Source organism: Candidatus Planktophila sp. (assembly GCF_040402275.1).
Classification (GTDB): Bacteria; Actinomycetota; Actinomycetes; order Nanopelagicales; family Nanopelagicaceae; genus Planktophila.
Window position 1 is genome coordinate 1 of sequence record NZ_JBBAMW010000019.1, and the last position, 13,824, is coordinate 13,824.

Annotated in this window: 13 protein-coding genes and 1 riboswitch; of the genes, 6 read left to right on the forward strand and 7 right to left on the reverse strand. The window is 47.3% G+C overall.

What is annotated here, in order from left to right; genetic code table 11:
- The 7 genes from lexA to AC9UEY_RS04775 form a co-directional block, all read right to left on the reverse strand.
- On the reverse strand, positions 1-671 hold a 671-nt coding region (gene lexA, locus AC9UEY_RS04745), incomplete at its 3' end, for a transcriptional repressor LexA (protein ID WP_509538479.1).
- Between the two features lie 139 nt (positions 672-810).
- Positions 811-2,571: an ABC transporter substrate-binding protein gene (locus AC9UEY_RS04750; RefSeq protein ID WP_509538482.1), complete on the reverse strand. Its 1,761-nt coding sequence runs from the start codon at positions 2,569-2,571 to the stop codon at positions 811-813.
- 86 nt (positions 2,572-2,657) lie between these two features.
- Positions 2,658-2,933, reverse strand: a complete 276-nt coding sequence (locus AC9UEY_RS04755) for a DUF2160 domain-containing protein (protein ID WP_509538485.1) — start codon at positions 2,931-2,933, stop codon at positions 2,658-2,660.
- Between the two features lie 2 nt (positions 2,934-2,935).
- Positions 2,936-3,688 carry a carbohydrate ABC transporter permease gene (locus AC9UEY_RS04760; protein WP_509538521.1) on the reverse strand — a complete coding sequence of 251 codons (753 nt, stop codon included), beginning with the start codon at positions 3,686-3,688 and terminating at the stop codon, positions 2,936-2,938.
- A 101-nt stretch (positions 3,689-3,789) separates the two neighbouring features.
- Positions 3,790-4,668, reverse strand: a complete 879-nt coding sequence (locus AC9UEY_RS04765) for a carbohydrate ABC transporter permease (protein ID WP_509538524.1) — start codon at positions 4,666-4,668, stop codon at positions 3,790-3,792.
- Positions 4,665-5,750 (reverse strand): ABC transporter ATP-binding protein, encoded by a 1,086-nt coding sequence (locus AC9UEY_RS04770; RefSeq protein WP_509538487.1) that lies wholly within the window; start codon positions 5,748-5,750, stop codon positions 4,665-4,667. The genes AC9UEY_RS04765 and AC9UEY_RS04770 overlap by 4 nt, the downstream gene beginning before the upstream one ends.
- Complete coding sequence (locus AC9UEY_RS04775; RefSeq protein WP_509538490.1) at positions 5,750-6,820, reverse strand: ABC transporter ATP-binding protein; 1,071 nt, start codon at positions 6,818-6,820, stop codon at positions 5,750-5,752. The genes AC9UEY_RS04770 and AC9UEY_RS04775 overlap by 1 nt, the downstream gene beginning before the upstream one ends.
- Positions 6,821-7,079: 259 nt before the next feature.
- Here AC9UEY_RS04775 and AC9UEY_RS04780 point away from each other — a divergent pair, with 259 nt between their 5' ends.
- The 6 genes from AC9UEY_RS04780 to ribB all read left to right on the forward strand — a co-directional run.
- Positions 7,080-7,451, forward strand: coding sequence for a LysM peptidoglycan-binding domain-containing protein (locus tag AC9UEY_RS04780; protein ID WP_509538492.1), 372 nt, complete (start codon positions 7,080-7,082; stop codon positions 7,449-7,451).
- A gap of 201 nt (positions 7,452-7,652) precedes the next feature.
- On the forward strand, positions 7,653-8,174 hold the full coding sequence (gene nrdR / locus AC9UEY_RS04785) for a transcriptional regulator NrdR (protein WP_509538495.1): 522 nt from the start codon (positions 7,653-7,655) through the stop codon (positions 8,172-8,174).
- A gap of 21 nt (positions 8,175-8,195) precedes the next feature.
- On the forward strand, positions 8,196-11,030 hold the full coding sequence (locus AC9UEY_RS04790) for a vitamin B12-dependent ribonucleotide reductase (RefSeq protein ID WP_509538498.1): 2,835 nt from the start codon (positions 8,196-8,198) through the stop codon (positions 11,028-11,030).
- 95 nt (positions 11,031-11,125) lie between these two features.
- Positions 11,126-11,253: riboswitch (FMN riboswitch) on the forward strand.
- Positions 11,254-11,334: 81 nt separating this feature from the next.
- A complete protein-coding gene (gene ribD / locus AC9UEY_RS04795) occupies positions 11,335-12,348 on the forward strand; it encodes a bifunctional diaminohydroxyphosphoribosylaminopyrimidine deaminase/5-amino-6-(5-phosphoribosylamino)uracil reductase RibD (protein WP_509538501.1) in 1,014 nt (337 codons plus the stop codon).
- Positions 12,348-12,950, forward strand: a complete 603-nt coding sequence (locus AC9UEY_RS04800) for a riboflavin synthase (RefSeq protein WP_509538504.1) — start codon at positions 12,348-12,350, stop codon at positions 12,948-12,950. Before ribD ends, AC9UEY_RS04800 begins: the two co-directional genes overlap by 1 nt.
- A partial coding sequence (gene ribB / locus AC9UEY_RS04805) for a 3,4-dihydroxy-2-butanone-4-phosphate synthase (RefSeq protein ID WP_509538507.1) occupies positions 12,950-13,824 on the forward strand: 875 nt, incomplete at its 3' end. The genes AC9UEY_RS04800 and ribB, both read left to right, overlap by 1 nt.

Sequence of the window (13,824 nt, forward strand, 5' to 3'; positions counted from 1 at the left end):
TAGCGAACAGAACGAAGTACGGCAGTTACTTTGCCGAGGATCTCGCAGTTGTCTCCATCGATAGGAGCAAAGTCATCATTGGCAGGAAGTAGCCAGATGTGGCCGTTCTTGCGGGAGAAGGTCTTCACAGTTGCTTCGCCATCAATCATTGCTGCAACGATTTCACCGTTGTTGCAATCTTTTTGAGAGCGGATAACTACGTAATCACCATCGCAGATAGCTGCGTTAATCATTGATTCACCAACAACTTTGAGCATGAAGAGTTCGCCGCTGCCGACAAGTGATTCTGGAAGTGGGAAGGTCTCTTCAATTGATTGCTCAGCGGTGATGGGACCACCGGCTGCGATGCGACCTACAAGTGGGATGTAGCGGGTGGCATCTACTGGAGATGAGTTCTCTGCAGTTTTCTCATCTGGCATCAAAACTTCTAGTGCCCGGCCACGGGTTGGGTCGCGGCGGATGAAGCCCTTCTTTTCTAGGGCTTCTAATTGGTATTTGACTGAGGCAGGGGAGGTCAGGCCAGCGACAACGCCGATCTCTCGCATTGAAGGGGGATAGCCGTTGTTTTCAAGGGCATCCTTGATAGCTCCAAGGATCTTGAGCTGACGGGTGGTCAGGCCGTGAGGGCCTTCTGGGCTGTCTGGGAGTTCAGTTACTTTTGCCATACCCATAGGGTGACACATCTTGCCGAAAAATTCAAACACCTGTTCGAATGGGTTTTGGGGTAGTTCAGGGGTTTGTGGGGAAAGGACAAAAGGCTGGCCAACTCATTTGAGTCGACCAGCCAGTTGCCCGTTGTGCTGGGTTAACTTAGTTCTTCCAGGAAGCCACGAGAGTGTCGTAATCGACAGTCTCAGGCTTTGGCTTTTCATTAGCTAACTTAGGGTAAGGCGCGCCTGGTTGATCTAACCAGTACTTCGCATCCTTAACTGGATTCATCTTCACACCGCACTCGCCTTGTCCTCCGCCTGCTTCAAGACGTGTAAGAACATCATCTTGTGCTTTGGCCAGAGCATCCATTGCTTGTTGCGCAGTTTTTTCACCTGCAGCTGCTGGTGCAATGTTCTGCCACCATAGTTGAGCAAGTTTTGGATAATCTGGAACGTTAGTTCCAGTTGGAGACCACTGAACACGAGCTGGTGAGCGGTAGAACTCAATCAAACCGCCGTACTTAGCAGCGTTATCTGTGAAGTATTGGGCCTGGATTGTCGATTCACGGATGAATGTCAAACCAGTGATTGACTTCTTAAGGTCAACTGTCTTGCTGGTTATGAACTGTGCATATAACCATGCAGCAGCACGCTGCTCAGGGGAAACTGATTTAAAGAATGTCCAAGAACCTACATCTTGGTAACCGAGTTTCATGCCATCTTGCCAGTATGCCCCGTGTGGAGATGGTGCCATCTTCCACTTAGGTGTTCCATCGGCGTTTACTACCTTTGGTGAAATCTCTGGATTAGAGAGATCGGCGGTAAATGCTGTGTACCAGAACATCTGCTGTGCAACTGAGCCTTGTCCAGGAACTGGACCTGACTCTGAGAAGTCCATACCGCGAGCGGTAGGTGGTGTGTACTTGAACCAGTCAAGGTACTTCTGGATTGCATAAACAGATGCAGGTGCGTTGGTGTCTCCACCACGTGTAACTGATGAACCAGCTGGCTTGCAATTTTCTACGCGAATTCCCCATTCATCTACAGGGAGTCCATTAGGTAGACCTTTATCTCCATTGCCGGCCATTGATAGCCATGCATCGGTAAAGCGCCAGCCAAGTGATGGATCTTTCTTGCCATAGTCCATGTGACCATAGACCTTGGTTCCATCAATCTTGCCGTTGCCATTTACCTGAGTCGAGAAGAACTTAGCGATATCTTCATAGGCAGACCAGTTAACTGGCACACCTAAGTCATATCCGTAACTCTTCTTAAACTGTGCCTTAATTGCTGGATCTGTGAACCAGTCGTAGCGGAACCAGTAAAGGTTTGCAAACTGTTGATCAGGCAACTGATACAGCTTCTTATCAGGTCCGGTTGTAAATTTTGTACCAATGAAGTCATCGAGATCTAGGTATGGTGAAGTAACATCTTTTCCTTCGCCACTTATGTAATCACTCAATGGCAAAACTGCTTCTGAACGTGAGTGAGTACCGATTAGATCTGAATCGTTGATGTATGCATCGTAGATAGGCTTTCCAGTCTGATACTCAGTCTGGATATTCTGGACTACGTCACCTTCACCGATAATGTCGTGAGTGACTGTGATTCCAGTCATTTCTAGGAATGCCTTTGTCAGTACCTCAGACTCATATTTGTGTGTTGTAAGTCCCTCTGATGCGACCTTAATTGAAAGACCACGATAGGGGGCTGATGCTTCAACAAGCCACTTCATTTCAGCTGTCTGCTCGTCCTTTGAAATAGCACTTGGCTGGAACTCGGTGTCGATCCATTTTGTGGCTGCTGCTTCGAATGCCGCGTTATCTCCTGATGCGGAATCACTGCTGCTACTACAAGCTGAAAGCACGAGAGTGCCTGCTAGTACTGGTATCAGAACGAACTTAACTCTTTTTCCGAGCACTATATTTTCCTTCCTCCTAAAGCCACCCAGGTGAGTGGTTTATTCCTATCGCTACAAGTTTCCTTGTAGCAATCCCATTGTCTTTTTTATCCCCACTTTAAAATGATTGCAATCAGTGCTACCGCCAAGGCACAACCCACGTAAAGCGCTCCGTCCACAAGTGCTATCCACATGACCATGAAAAACGCAGCTGAAATGTAGGAAATATAAACACGATCACCACGATCGGTTGTAATGCGCAAGAAACCTTTGCGAATCTTTGGTGGTCGATAGTGTCCCCAAATGGTGAGTCCAACAATAAGTAAAAACGCTGCAATAAATACAATCGCAACAGGCGGTGTCCAGACCATCCATTTCAACATTATTAGACACGACCTAACGCAAAACCCTTGGCGATGTATTTACGCACAAACCAAATCGCAAGAACACCAGGGATGATCGTCATTACACCAGCGGTAGAAAGAAGCGTCCAATCTGTTCCGGCCGATGAAACCGTACGAGTCATTGCAGCACTAATTGGTTTTGCATCTGTGCTAGTGATCGTGCGCGCAATGAGTAATTCAACCCAACTAAACATGAAGCAGAAAAAGGCGGTAACACCAATGCCTGAGCGAATCATTGGCAAGAAAATCTTGACGAAGAACTTGGGTAGGGAATAACCATCAATTGCTGCGGTTTCATCGACTTGGCGGGGGATGCCTGAGATAAATCCTTCAAGAATCCAGACAGCCAGTGGAACATTAAAGAGCATGTGGGCAATTGCCACACCCAATGTCGTATCAAAGAGTCCGACTGCGTTATACATGTTGTAGAAAGGAAGCAAGAACACTGCAGCAGGTGCCATGCGATTTGTCAGCAACCAGAAGAACAGGTGCTTATCCCCGGCAAATCTAAAGCGTGAGAATGCATAAGCAGCTGGGAGTGCAAGGGTTACTGAGAAGACTGTATTGAGCGTTGAATATGTCAACGAGTTCAAATAAGCCTTGTACCACATCTCTTTAAGGATGAAGTCGCGGTATCCATCAAATGTAAAGCGACTTGGGATGATTTCAAAGGCCCCTAAAATATCTGCAGATGGGCGCACTGACATCAAGATGAGCCATGCAACAGGAATCATCCAGATTGCAATGACAAGCCAAAAAACAAAACCTGTCCACGGAAGTGATTGCTTCTTCTTTTGCGGGGAGAAAGCGCCCTTTATGAGTGTCTTTGATGTACTCACTTAGTCTTTGTCACTTCTTCTCGATCTTGCAATGTCAAAACCGTATAGAAAATAAATGACATGATCTGGATCAGTAAGAAGAAAATCAATGAGTACGCACCCGCTCGACCAACATCAAATTGTCCCACGGCGATATTTGTCAGCAAGATACTTGCAAAGGTTGTTGCATCACCTGGACCACCACCTGTAATAACAAATGGCTCGGTGTAAATCATGAAGCTATCCATAAAACGAAGCAGAACTGCAATGAGCAAAACCCGGCGAAGTTTTGGAAGTTCTACATATCTAAAGACAGCATAAGTCGATGCTCCATCGATTGCCGCGGCTTGGTAATACGGCTCCGGAATTGAACGCAAACCGGCATAGACGAGGAGCACAACAAGTGGGGTCCAATGCCAAACATCTACTGCAAGAATCAAGCCCCAGCCATCTATTGGATCTGATGTGAAATCAAAGTCAAAGAACTTGTTGAGTAAGTATCCGCCAAGTCCAATATCTTTGCGAGAGAAGATTAGCCAGGTAGAACCGATCACGTTGAAAGGAATAATCAAAGGAATAGCCACTGCAACCAGCGCTGCCGAAGCTTTCCATCCTGATTTTGGCATGATGCGTGCAATTGCGATGCCGAGTGGAATTTGAATTAGGAGTGCCTGGATTGAAAATTGAAAGCTGCGTTTGAATGCCGAAAGAATCAGGGTGTCATTTGTAATGTCATAGAACCACTTCATACCTACAAATAAGCGATTATCTGGGCTAAAAATATCTTGAATTGCATAATTTGCAACTGTCATCAAAGGGATCAGCGCAGTAAAGGAAACAACCAAAATAACTGGAAGAACCAAGAACCAAGCCTTGTTGTTATACGTTTTCACTATTTCGCCCCCTTTACATTTACAGTTCCACATACTTTTGAATCACGGAATAAATATGTGCGTTCGGGATGAAATGCCAAGTGCACACTTTGACCTGCAACAAGTGCGGATTCATTGTCGAGTTTGGCCACAAATTTTCCTTGTACTGAGTCTGCGTGAACTAGCTTGTAACCACCGCGGTGCTCAACGCGATTTATCTCTACCGGAAGGCCCTTACCTGTTTCATCAATAGATAAGAATTCTGGTCGGATGCCCACTCGCACATTGCCATTAGCAATTGTTGTGGCACTTAGTGTGGTTCCAATGCGGGTGGAACCAACCATCACTGCGCCGTCGTTAACCTTGCCATCAAGGAAATTCATCCCAGGGGAGCCGATAAAAAAGCCCACAAACTCATCTTGTGGGGTCAAGAAGAGATCTGATGCGGTTCCAGTCTGAACAATGTTTCCTTGATTAAGGACTACTACTTCATCAGCAAATGTCAGAGCTTCAGTCTGATCGTGTGTGACATATACCAATGTGTGACGAGTGTTGTTGTGCATCTCCTTGAGGCGTCCACGAAGGGTCCACTTAAAGTTCTGATCAATAACTGTCAACGGCTCATCAAATAAAATGGCAGGAACATCTTTGCGAACTAGTCCGCGCCCAAGGCTGACTAGTTGTTGTAAATCAGACCGTAACTTCAGTGGGCGGATATCTAGATATTTGCTGATTCCTAGAAGTTCTGCAATCTCTTCTACGCGCTCTGCAATAACATCCTTAGATACATTGCGATTTTTAAGTGGGAAAGCAAGATTTTGGCGTACCGTCATGGTGTCGTACAAGACGGGGAATTGGAAAACCTGCGCAACGTTGCGCTTTGCGGTATCTAAATCTGTGACATCGACGCCATCAAAATAAACGCGACCAACAGAGGGTGTGAGAAGTCCAGAGATGATGTTTAGAAGTGTGGTTTTTCCGCAACCAGATGGACCAAGCAGTGCAACTGCGTTGCCATCTTTCCACGTTACAGAGATTGGGTTCAATGCAAATGTTGAGCCACCATCGTAGGAGTGAGCGACATTTTCTAGCCGTATCTCAGCCATTAGCGCACCGCCGATGGAGCAAAGAGAGTTGCTCCGGTCTTTGGATCAAAGCCATAGACAGCGCTGCGATCCAGGAAAACAGTCATTGTTGAACCAGAGGTAAAGTTCTGAGCACCATCGATTTCAAGGACAATTTTCTGCGCATTTTCTAGATCCAGGTGGAGATAGGTGGCACTACCTGTTATTTCAGCGATACGCACCTTGCCGCTGATTGCGATGTCCCGTGCGCCCTCTGATTTCAAGGAGATGTTGTGTGGCCTAATACCAATTGTAAATGTTCCACCGAACTTATCTCGTAGTGCGCTTCCAATGGATTCAGAATTGGCTGTGGCAACACTTGAGCTAATGAGATTGAGGGGTGGGTCACTCATTGCTTGCGCAACAGGAAGGTTGTTTGGTCGTGAGTACAAATCAAGTGCTTTGCCATCTTGTTCGACGCGACCTTCATTCATAACGATTGTGTGTGCGGCCATATCCAGCGCTTCAAGTGGTTCAGCGGTTGAATAAATAACCATCATGTTTGCATCAGCGAAGATTCTTTGAAGTTCATCTCGAAGTTGCTCGCGCAATTTAAAGTCAAGGTTTGCAAGTGGTTCATCCAGCAGTACCACATCGCTCTTGCGGGCAAGAGAGCGCGCAATTGCCACGCGCTGTTGTTGTCCACCAGAGAGGGCAGATGGCTTGCGATCGAGTAACTCTGTAATACGAAGCATCTGCGCCACTTCATGCACGCGATCTTTGATCTCGTCCTTTTTAATCTTTGGCTTTTGCACACGCAGTGGTGAGGCAATATTGTCAAAGACAGTTAACGATGGATAATTGATAAATTGTTGGTATACAAAAGAGACGGAACGATCTTTAACTGATATCGCACCAACATCAACATTATTAACTGTGATACTTCCAGAATCCGATTTGATTAAGCCTGCTAGTACGCGCATCAGAGTTGTCTTGCCGCTAAGGGTTGGGCCCACTAAAACAGTGATGCCAGGGCTAGCTGTGAATGAAATGTCCTCGAGAAACACTTCGCCGTTATGTGTCAGCGAAAGTTGTGAAGCAACGAGCGTCATAGGGCAGGGCTCCCTTCACAGCGACTTCGCAGAGTTATATGAGGAAGATAGGGTGATTTGCCGCACAGGGGAAGAGGTGTTTGTCTACAAAAGGTAACAATTTGGTCAAGAAAGCAGGTACGCCGCGGAAGCAACCTGTAAAAATTCAAACACCTGTTCGAATTTATCTTGCTATTTGTCAGTGGGAGGGTGTTTAATTGTCTTATTCGAACAGTTGTTCGAATACCTTCCCCAAGGTAAAACAGCAGGAGAAACGACTATGAGCACACTAACTTTTAACTCAGTAAGTGGGAAAAGCATTGTAAATCAGGGCTTTTTAAGCAATCAGCAGACCAATCCGTCCGGCACATTAACTCGCCGTGGTCGACTTGCTCGCACCTTCGTTGTTCTCTCGTTGACCGTTGTGATGGCAGCTGGCTTTGCTTCTCAGTCCGGGGCCGGACAGGTCGAGGCAAGCACAGCGCCTTCATACGAGATCGTGGTCGTTGCCCCAGGTGAAACCCTGTGGTCTGTGGCCGCCGCCTATGCCTCAGGAGATGTGCAGGGCTTGATGAACGAGATTCGCGAGGCAAATAACCTCAAGGGAGTCGATCTTCAGGCTGGACAGAGGCTTCGCGTCCCTGTGAAGTAGTCCGACACGCCGTTTAGGAAGATTTAACCTACTCGACAGGAAAAACCTCAACCAATGCTTTATAGTTAACACAAGATGTAGGGGTCAAAGCACGAATTGCTTCCATTAGTAGTGGTTTTAGGGTAATATTCTAAATCCGCTCTAAAAGCCCCTTACACCCGAAGTTACTAAAAACGAGCATTGACAGGAGGACACGCCGAGATGAATTGCCCATTCTGCAGATTTGATGATTCCCGCGTTGTGGACTCTCGTCCAGTTGATGATGGCACAGCAATCCGCCGTCGTCGCGAGTGCCCCCAGTGCGGCCAGCGATTTTCAACTCAAGAGCTCTCACTGTTAAACATTATTAAGCGGAGCGGGGCCACAGAGCCATTTAGCCGCGAGAAGGTACTGGTTGGTGTTCGCAAAGCCTGCCAAGGACGTCCGGTCAATGAGGACGATTTAGTTTTGCTTGCTCAGCGCGTAGAAGAGACCCTTCGAGGCACAGGACAGGCAGAAATAGAAGCACAGGAAGTCGGAATGGCAATTCTTGCGCCACTCCGAGAGCTAGATGAGGTTGCCTACTTACGTTATGCATCTGTGTACCGTAACTTTGCCTCCCTTGAAGACTTCGAAGGTGAGATCGCACTTCTCCGCGCTCTGCCTTCTAGCAATACCCCAATTGCTCCAAGCACACGTACCAAAGAACAAAGCAATAACTCAACTCAAAAAATTAACTCATAACTAGAAGACGGGGAACCACACATGTCAGAGACGGTCATCAACCGACCAGCGAAAATCAAAGCTCACAACACCCTAAAGGGTAAGGGCTTGACGATCGAACGCATCTACACCAACGAAGGCGTACACCCATACGATGAAGTTAAATGGGAACGTCGCGATGTAGTGCAGCAAAACTGGAGAACAGGTGAAACTGTTTTTGAACAACGCGGTGTTGAGTATCCAGAGACTTGGTCAGTAAACGCCTCAACCATCGTTACAACAAAGTACTTCCGCGGCGCACTCGGTGCTGACAATCGCGAATGGTCTTTGAAGCAGGTTATCGATCGCGTTGTGTTGACATACACAAAGGCGGGCAAAGAGCACGGCTACTTTGCAACAGATAACGATGCCTTAATTTTTGAACACGAATTAACACACATGCTGTTGCACCAGATTTTCGCTTTCAACTCACCAGTGTGGTTTAACGTTGGAACAAACCAGCCTCAGCAAGTGTCAGCATGTTTCATCCTGTCAGTTGATGACACTATGGACAGCATTCTTAACTGGTACCGCGAAGAGGGAATGATCTTCAAGGGTGGATCAGGAGCAGGTCTTAACCTCTCTCGCATCCGTTCTTCAAAGGAGCTTCTAAAGTCTGGCGGAACAGCATCTGGTCCAGTTTCATTCATGCGTGGAGCAGATGCTTCAGCTGGAACAATCAAGTCAGGTGGTGCTACCCGCCGCGCTGCAAAGATGGTTGTTCTAGATGTTGATCACCCAGATATCGAAGAATTCATTGAGACAAAGGTCAACGAAGAGGACAAAATTCGCGCACTACGCGATGCCGGCTTTGACATGGACCTTGGTGGAAAAGACATCATCTCTGTGCAGTACCAGAACGCAAACAACTCAGTTCGCCTTTCAGACAAGTTCATGAACGCAGTTGAAAAGGGAGAGCAGTTTGGTTTAACAGCTCGCTCAACTGGCGAAGTTATTGAAACTGTTGATGCACGAGCACTGTTTACAAAGATTGCACAAGCTGCATGGGCATGTGCTGATCCTGGTGTTCAGTTCGATGACACAGTCAATGATTGGCACACAACTCCAGAGTCAGGTCGCATCAATGCGTCAAACCCTTGCTCTGAGTACATGTCACTAGACAATTCTTCTTGTAACTTGGCATCACTTAACTTGATGAAGTTCCTAAAATCTGATGGCTCATTTGATGCAAAGACATTTGCAAAGTCAGCAGAGCTCATCATCACAGCAATGGACATCTCAATCTGTTTCGCAGATTTCCCAACAGAGGCAATTGGCGACACCACAAAGGCGTTCCGCCAACTAGGTATTGGTTATGCAAACCTTGGCGCGCTATTGATGGCATCAGGACTTGCATATGACTCAGAGGGTGGCCGCGCACTAGCTGGCGCAATCACATCATTGATGACCGGTATTACCTACAAGCGTTCAGCAGAGCTTGCTGGAATCGTTGGACCATACGCAGGCTTTGCTCAAAACGCTAAGGCACACGCACGCGTTATGCACAAGCATGCATCTGCTTCATTTGCAGCAAAGTCAGAGACAACTCTTGACCGCGATGTGTGGACGGAAGCAAACAAGGCGTGGGATACATGTGTTTCAACAGGAACCAAGCAGGGATGGCGCAACGCGCAGATCTCAGTTCTTGCTCCAACCGGAACAATCGGTTTGATGATGGATTGCGATACAACAGGTATCGAGCCTGACTTCTCACTAGTTAAGTTCAAGAAGCTTGTCGGTGGCGGATCTATGCAGATCGTTAACCAGACAGTCCCACAGGCACTAGTAAAGCTTGGCTACGCCCAAGAAACAGTAGAAGCAATCGTTGAGTTCATTGCAGCAAACGGTCACGTGATCGATGCTCCAGGACTCAAGCTTGAGCACTACGAAGTATTTGATTGCGCACTAGGACAGCGTTCAATTGCTCCAATGGGCCACGTGCGCATGATGGCTGCATGCCAGCCATTCTTGTCAGGTGCGATCTCAAAGACGGTAAACCTTCCTGAGGATGCAACTGTTGAAGAGGTTGAAGAGGTTCACATCGAAGCATGGCGCATGGGTATCAAGGCGCTCGCTGTTTACCGTGACAACTGCAAGGTTGGTCAGCCACTATCTGATGGCAAGGCTAAGAAGAAGGAAGCAGTTGTAGAAGAGGACTTGTCTACTCCAGTTCGCAAGCGTCTTCCAAAGGCACGCCCTGCAACAACAACATCATTTGCTGTTGGTGGCGCAGAGGGTTACATGACCGCTGGTGCATACGCAGATGGCGCACTGGGTGAAGTGTTCTTAAAGCTAGGCAAGCAGGGTTCAACACTTGCCGGTGTAATGGATGCTTTCTCAATTGCAGTATCTATCGGACTTCAATACGGAGTTCCACTAGAAACATTTGTTGAGAAGTTTACAAACTTGCGCTTTGAGCCAGCAGGTATGACAGATGATGCAGATATTCGCATGGCACAGTCCATGATGGATTACATTTTCCGTCGTCTAGCTCTTGACTACCTACCATTTGAACAACGTTCTGCAATGGGTCTCTACACCGCAGCAGAGCGTCAAGCAGCGCTAGATAACGGTGGCGGGTACGCAGAGCTAGCAAAGGAAACCGATACCCCAAAAGTAAGTGCGGTTGCGGCGGCTCCTGCGGTTGCAAGTAAGCCAGTTGCGGTAACAATTGAAGCTGCACCTCTTGCAGCAACAATCGGATCCTCCTCTGATCTACTTGAATCAATGGGAATCAAATCTGATGCTCCACTCTGCATGACATGTGGTGTGAAGATGCGTATGTCAGGTGCATGCTTTGTCTGCGAAGGTTGCGGAAACACATCTGGTTGCAGCTAAAAATTTAACCAACCCCGTTAAAAACCCCGCTCATCATTACGATGGGCGGGGTTTTTCATGGTGCCAGCAGCTATCAATCAAGAGTAGAATTACGACGTTGTTTCCGGGGTCGATGTAATTTCGAACCGGCGGTTATAGTCCGCGACCCGATGCCTGCCAGGTATCGGTTGACTCAGTGAAATTCTGAGACCGACGGTTAAAGTCCGGATGAGAGGAAACCAACAAAGGGTGGGCTTGCGCCTACCTTCTTTGTGCTTTCTTGCACGCACCCCGGTTACTCGTTTCTAGATTCGGGGGTTTTTTTATGGAATACACAGTTGCGATGCAACGTGCCATTGCCCTTGCCGAAAAAGGCTTAGGAAAGACAGCTCCCAATCCCATTGTTGGCGCAGTGATTATTAATGCAGCAGGCAACATTGTGGGTGAAGGTTTTCATGATCGTGTTAACTCTCCCGATCACGCAGAAGTAGTTGCGATTAAGAATGCAGGAAACAAAGCAGTAGGTGGAACGATTGTGGTGAGTTTAGAGCCATGTAATCACACAGGTTCTACTGGCCCATGTGTGCAAGCAATTATTGATGCAGGGATAACAACTGTTGTCTTTGCAGTTTTGGACCCCAATGAAAGTGCCGCCGGGGGCGCAGATGCACTTCGCGCAGCTGGCATCACTGTTATTGCAGGTGTCATGAAAGATGAGGCCGCGTTTTCAAATCGCGCCTGGCTAATGAAGATTAAAAAGAACCGTCCGTTCTTTACGTGGAAGGTTGCAGCAACTTTAGATGGCAAAGTTGCAGCAGCTGATGGCACCTCAAAATGGATTACCAATGAAACATCGAGGGGCGATGTGCAGGTACTGCGCCGTCAGGCAGATGCGATTTTGGTAGGTACAAATACTGTTATTACAGATGATCCACATTTGATTCCGCGTGGAGATTTTGTTGGTTATGGGGCTAACCCAATTCGTGTTGTGTGCGGGGAGCAAGAGCTACCAAAAGCTGCGCAGATTTTTGATGATGCTGCGAAAACTCTTCTTGTGAAATCTAAAGATTTAGATGTGTTGGTGGAAAAACTCAATGAACTAGGCGTTAATCATGTCTTTGTTGAGGCTGGGCCCACATTGGCAAGTGCGATGTTGGATGGCTGCTTGCTCGATGAATTGATCATGTATCAAGCACCGACGCTTTTGGGCACAGGCAAGCACTTCTTTGCCTTTGATTACCCAACGACAATTACTGATCAGATGCGTATGGACCACCTCAGTACCCAAGTTCTAGATGGCGATGTTAAATCGGTCTATCGGATTAGGAATGGTGAGTGATGTTCACAGGACTCATTGCAGAACTTGGTTCAATTACCGCAATCAAAAAGAGTGAAACATCTGCCATCTTTACTATTAACGCACCGGGACTGATTTCAGAGATTTCATTAGGCGATTCTGTGGCCGTAAACGGGGTGTGTTTAACTGCTACCTCAATAGAGGGCGCAGCCTTCACAGCAGATGTCATGGTGCAAACATTGTCTTTGACATCTCTGTCACAAATCTTTGTGGGCAGTCCCGTAAACCTAGAACTTGCTGCACAACTCAATACCCGTATGGGTGGACACATGGTCCAAGGACATGTTGATGGTGTTGGCACCGTTGTTTCATTAACACCCGGGGATAAGTGGGCCCAATTTGATATCAAGGTCCCCGCCGAGTTGAGCAAATACATTGTTAATCAAGGCTCTATTTGTCTAGATGGTATTTCTCTCACCGTTGGATCAATTAACGATGAGACCAATGTGCTCACAGTCTGGCTCATTCCAGAAACGCTAGAGCGCACCAATCTTTCAACGCTACTTCCTGGGGATCTGATCAACATCGAAGTTGATGTTCTTGCCAAGTACGTAGAGCGTTTACTAGCTAAAGGAGATAAGTGATGAGTAATCTCCAAGCAGCACTTGCCGCTTATAAAAACGGCGATCTGATTATTGTTACCGATGATGCTGATCGTGAAAATGAAGGTGATCTGATGATTTTGGCTGAAAAAGCTACGGCAGAAAAAGTGGCCTTTATGGTGCGCCACACAACTGGAATCCTCTGTGTTGCGATGACTCAAGAGCGTGCTCGCACATTGCACCTGCCGCTGATGGTTGAAGAAAACCAAGATTCAAAAAAGACTGCCTTTACTGTCAGCGTTGATTACAAGCCAGGGATAACAACGGGAGTTAGCGCACAAGAGCGCTCCAATACCGTCAGAGCACTTGCAGACACATCAGCTGTTGCCTCAGATTTCATTCGACCAGGCCATGTCTTTCCTTTGATTGCAGATAACGGGGGATTGGCAGCACGCGGTGGTCACACAGAAGCTGGTGTTGCACTCTCTCAAATCGTCGGCGCACAACCACTCTCTTTGCTATCAGAAATAGTTAATGACGATGGCTCAATGGCACGTGGGCAATCACTGATCGCCTTTGCTACAGAACACCAAATTCCAGTTGTCTCTGTTGATGAAATCAAGGCGTATGTGCAGGCCAATCCAGTTACATCCAAAAAAGAAGCACCACAATTTGAGTTTGAATGGGCACAACTGCCACTTCGTAGTGGCATGTGGAAAATCGCAACATTTCCAGGGCTACGTCAAAGAGAGCACGCAGTAATTGCTTTTGGTGAAGTGGGCGTGCTGCCGATGGTTCGTATTCATAGCGAGTGCTTTACAGGCGATGTCGTTCATTCACAGCGCTGTGATTGCGGTGAGCAGCTAGAAGCATCAATTAATCTGATTCAAGAGCACGGCCATGGATACATCATCTA

Bases quoted from the DNA above. Each gene is read 5' to 3' on its own strand.
- AC9UEY_RS04780 (WP_509538492.1), top strand. From the start codon at position 7,080: ATGAGCACACTAACTTTTAACTCAGTAAGTGGGAAAAGCATTGTAAAT.
- AC9UEY_RS04760 (WP_509538521.1), bottom strand. From the start codon at position 3,688: ATGATTCCTGTTGCATGGCTCATCTTGATGTCAGTGCGCCCATCTGCA.
- AC9UEY_RS04800 (WP_509538504.1), top strand. From the start codon at position 12,348: ATGTTCACAGGACTCATTGCAGAACTTGGTTCAATTACCGCAATCAAA.
- AC9UEY_RS04790 (WP_509538498.1), top strand. From the start codon at position 8,196: ATGTCAGAGACGGTCATCAACCGACCAGCGAAAATCAAAGCTCACAAC.
- nrdR (WP_509538495.1), top strand. From the start codon at position 7,653: ATGAATTGCCCATTCTGCAGATTTGATGATTCCCGCGTTGTGGACTCT.
- ribD (WP_509538501.1), top strand. From the start codon at position 11,335: ATGGAATACACAGTTGCGATGCAACGTGCCATTGCCCTTGCCGAAAAA.
- AC9UEY_RS04755 (WP_509538485.1), bottom strand. From the start codon at position 2,933: ATGTTGAAATGGATGGTCTGGACACCGCCTGTTGCGATTGTATTTATT.
- AC9UEY_RS04775 (WP_509538490.1), bottom strand. From the start codon at position 6,820: ATGACGCTCGTTGCTTCACAACTTTCGCTGACACATAACGGCGAAGTG.
- AC9UEY_RS04770 (WP_509538487.1), bottom strand. From the start codon at position 5,750: ATGGCTGAGATACGGCTAGAAAATGTCGCTCACTCCTACGATGGTGGC.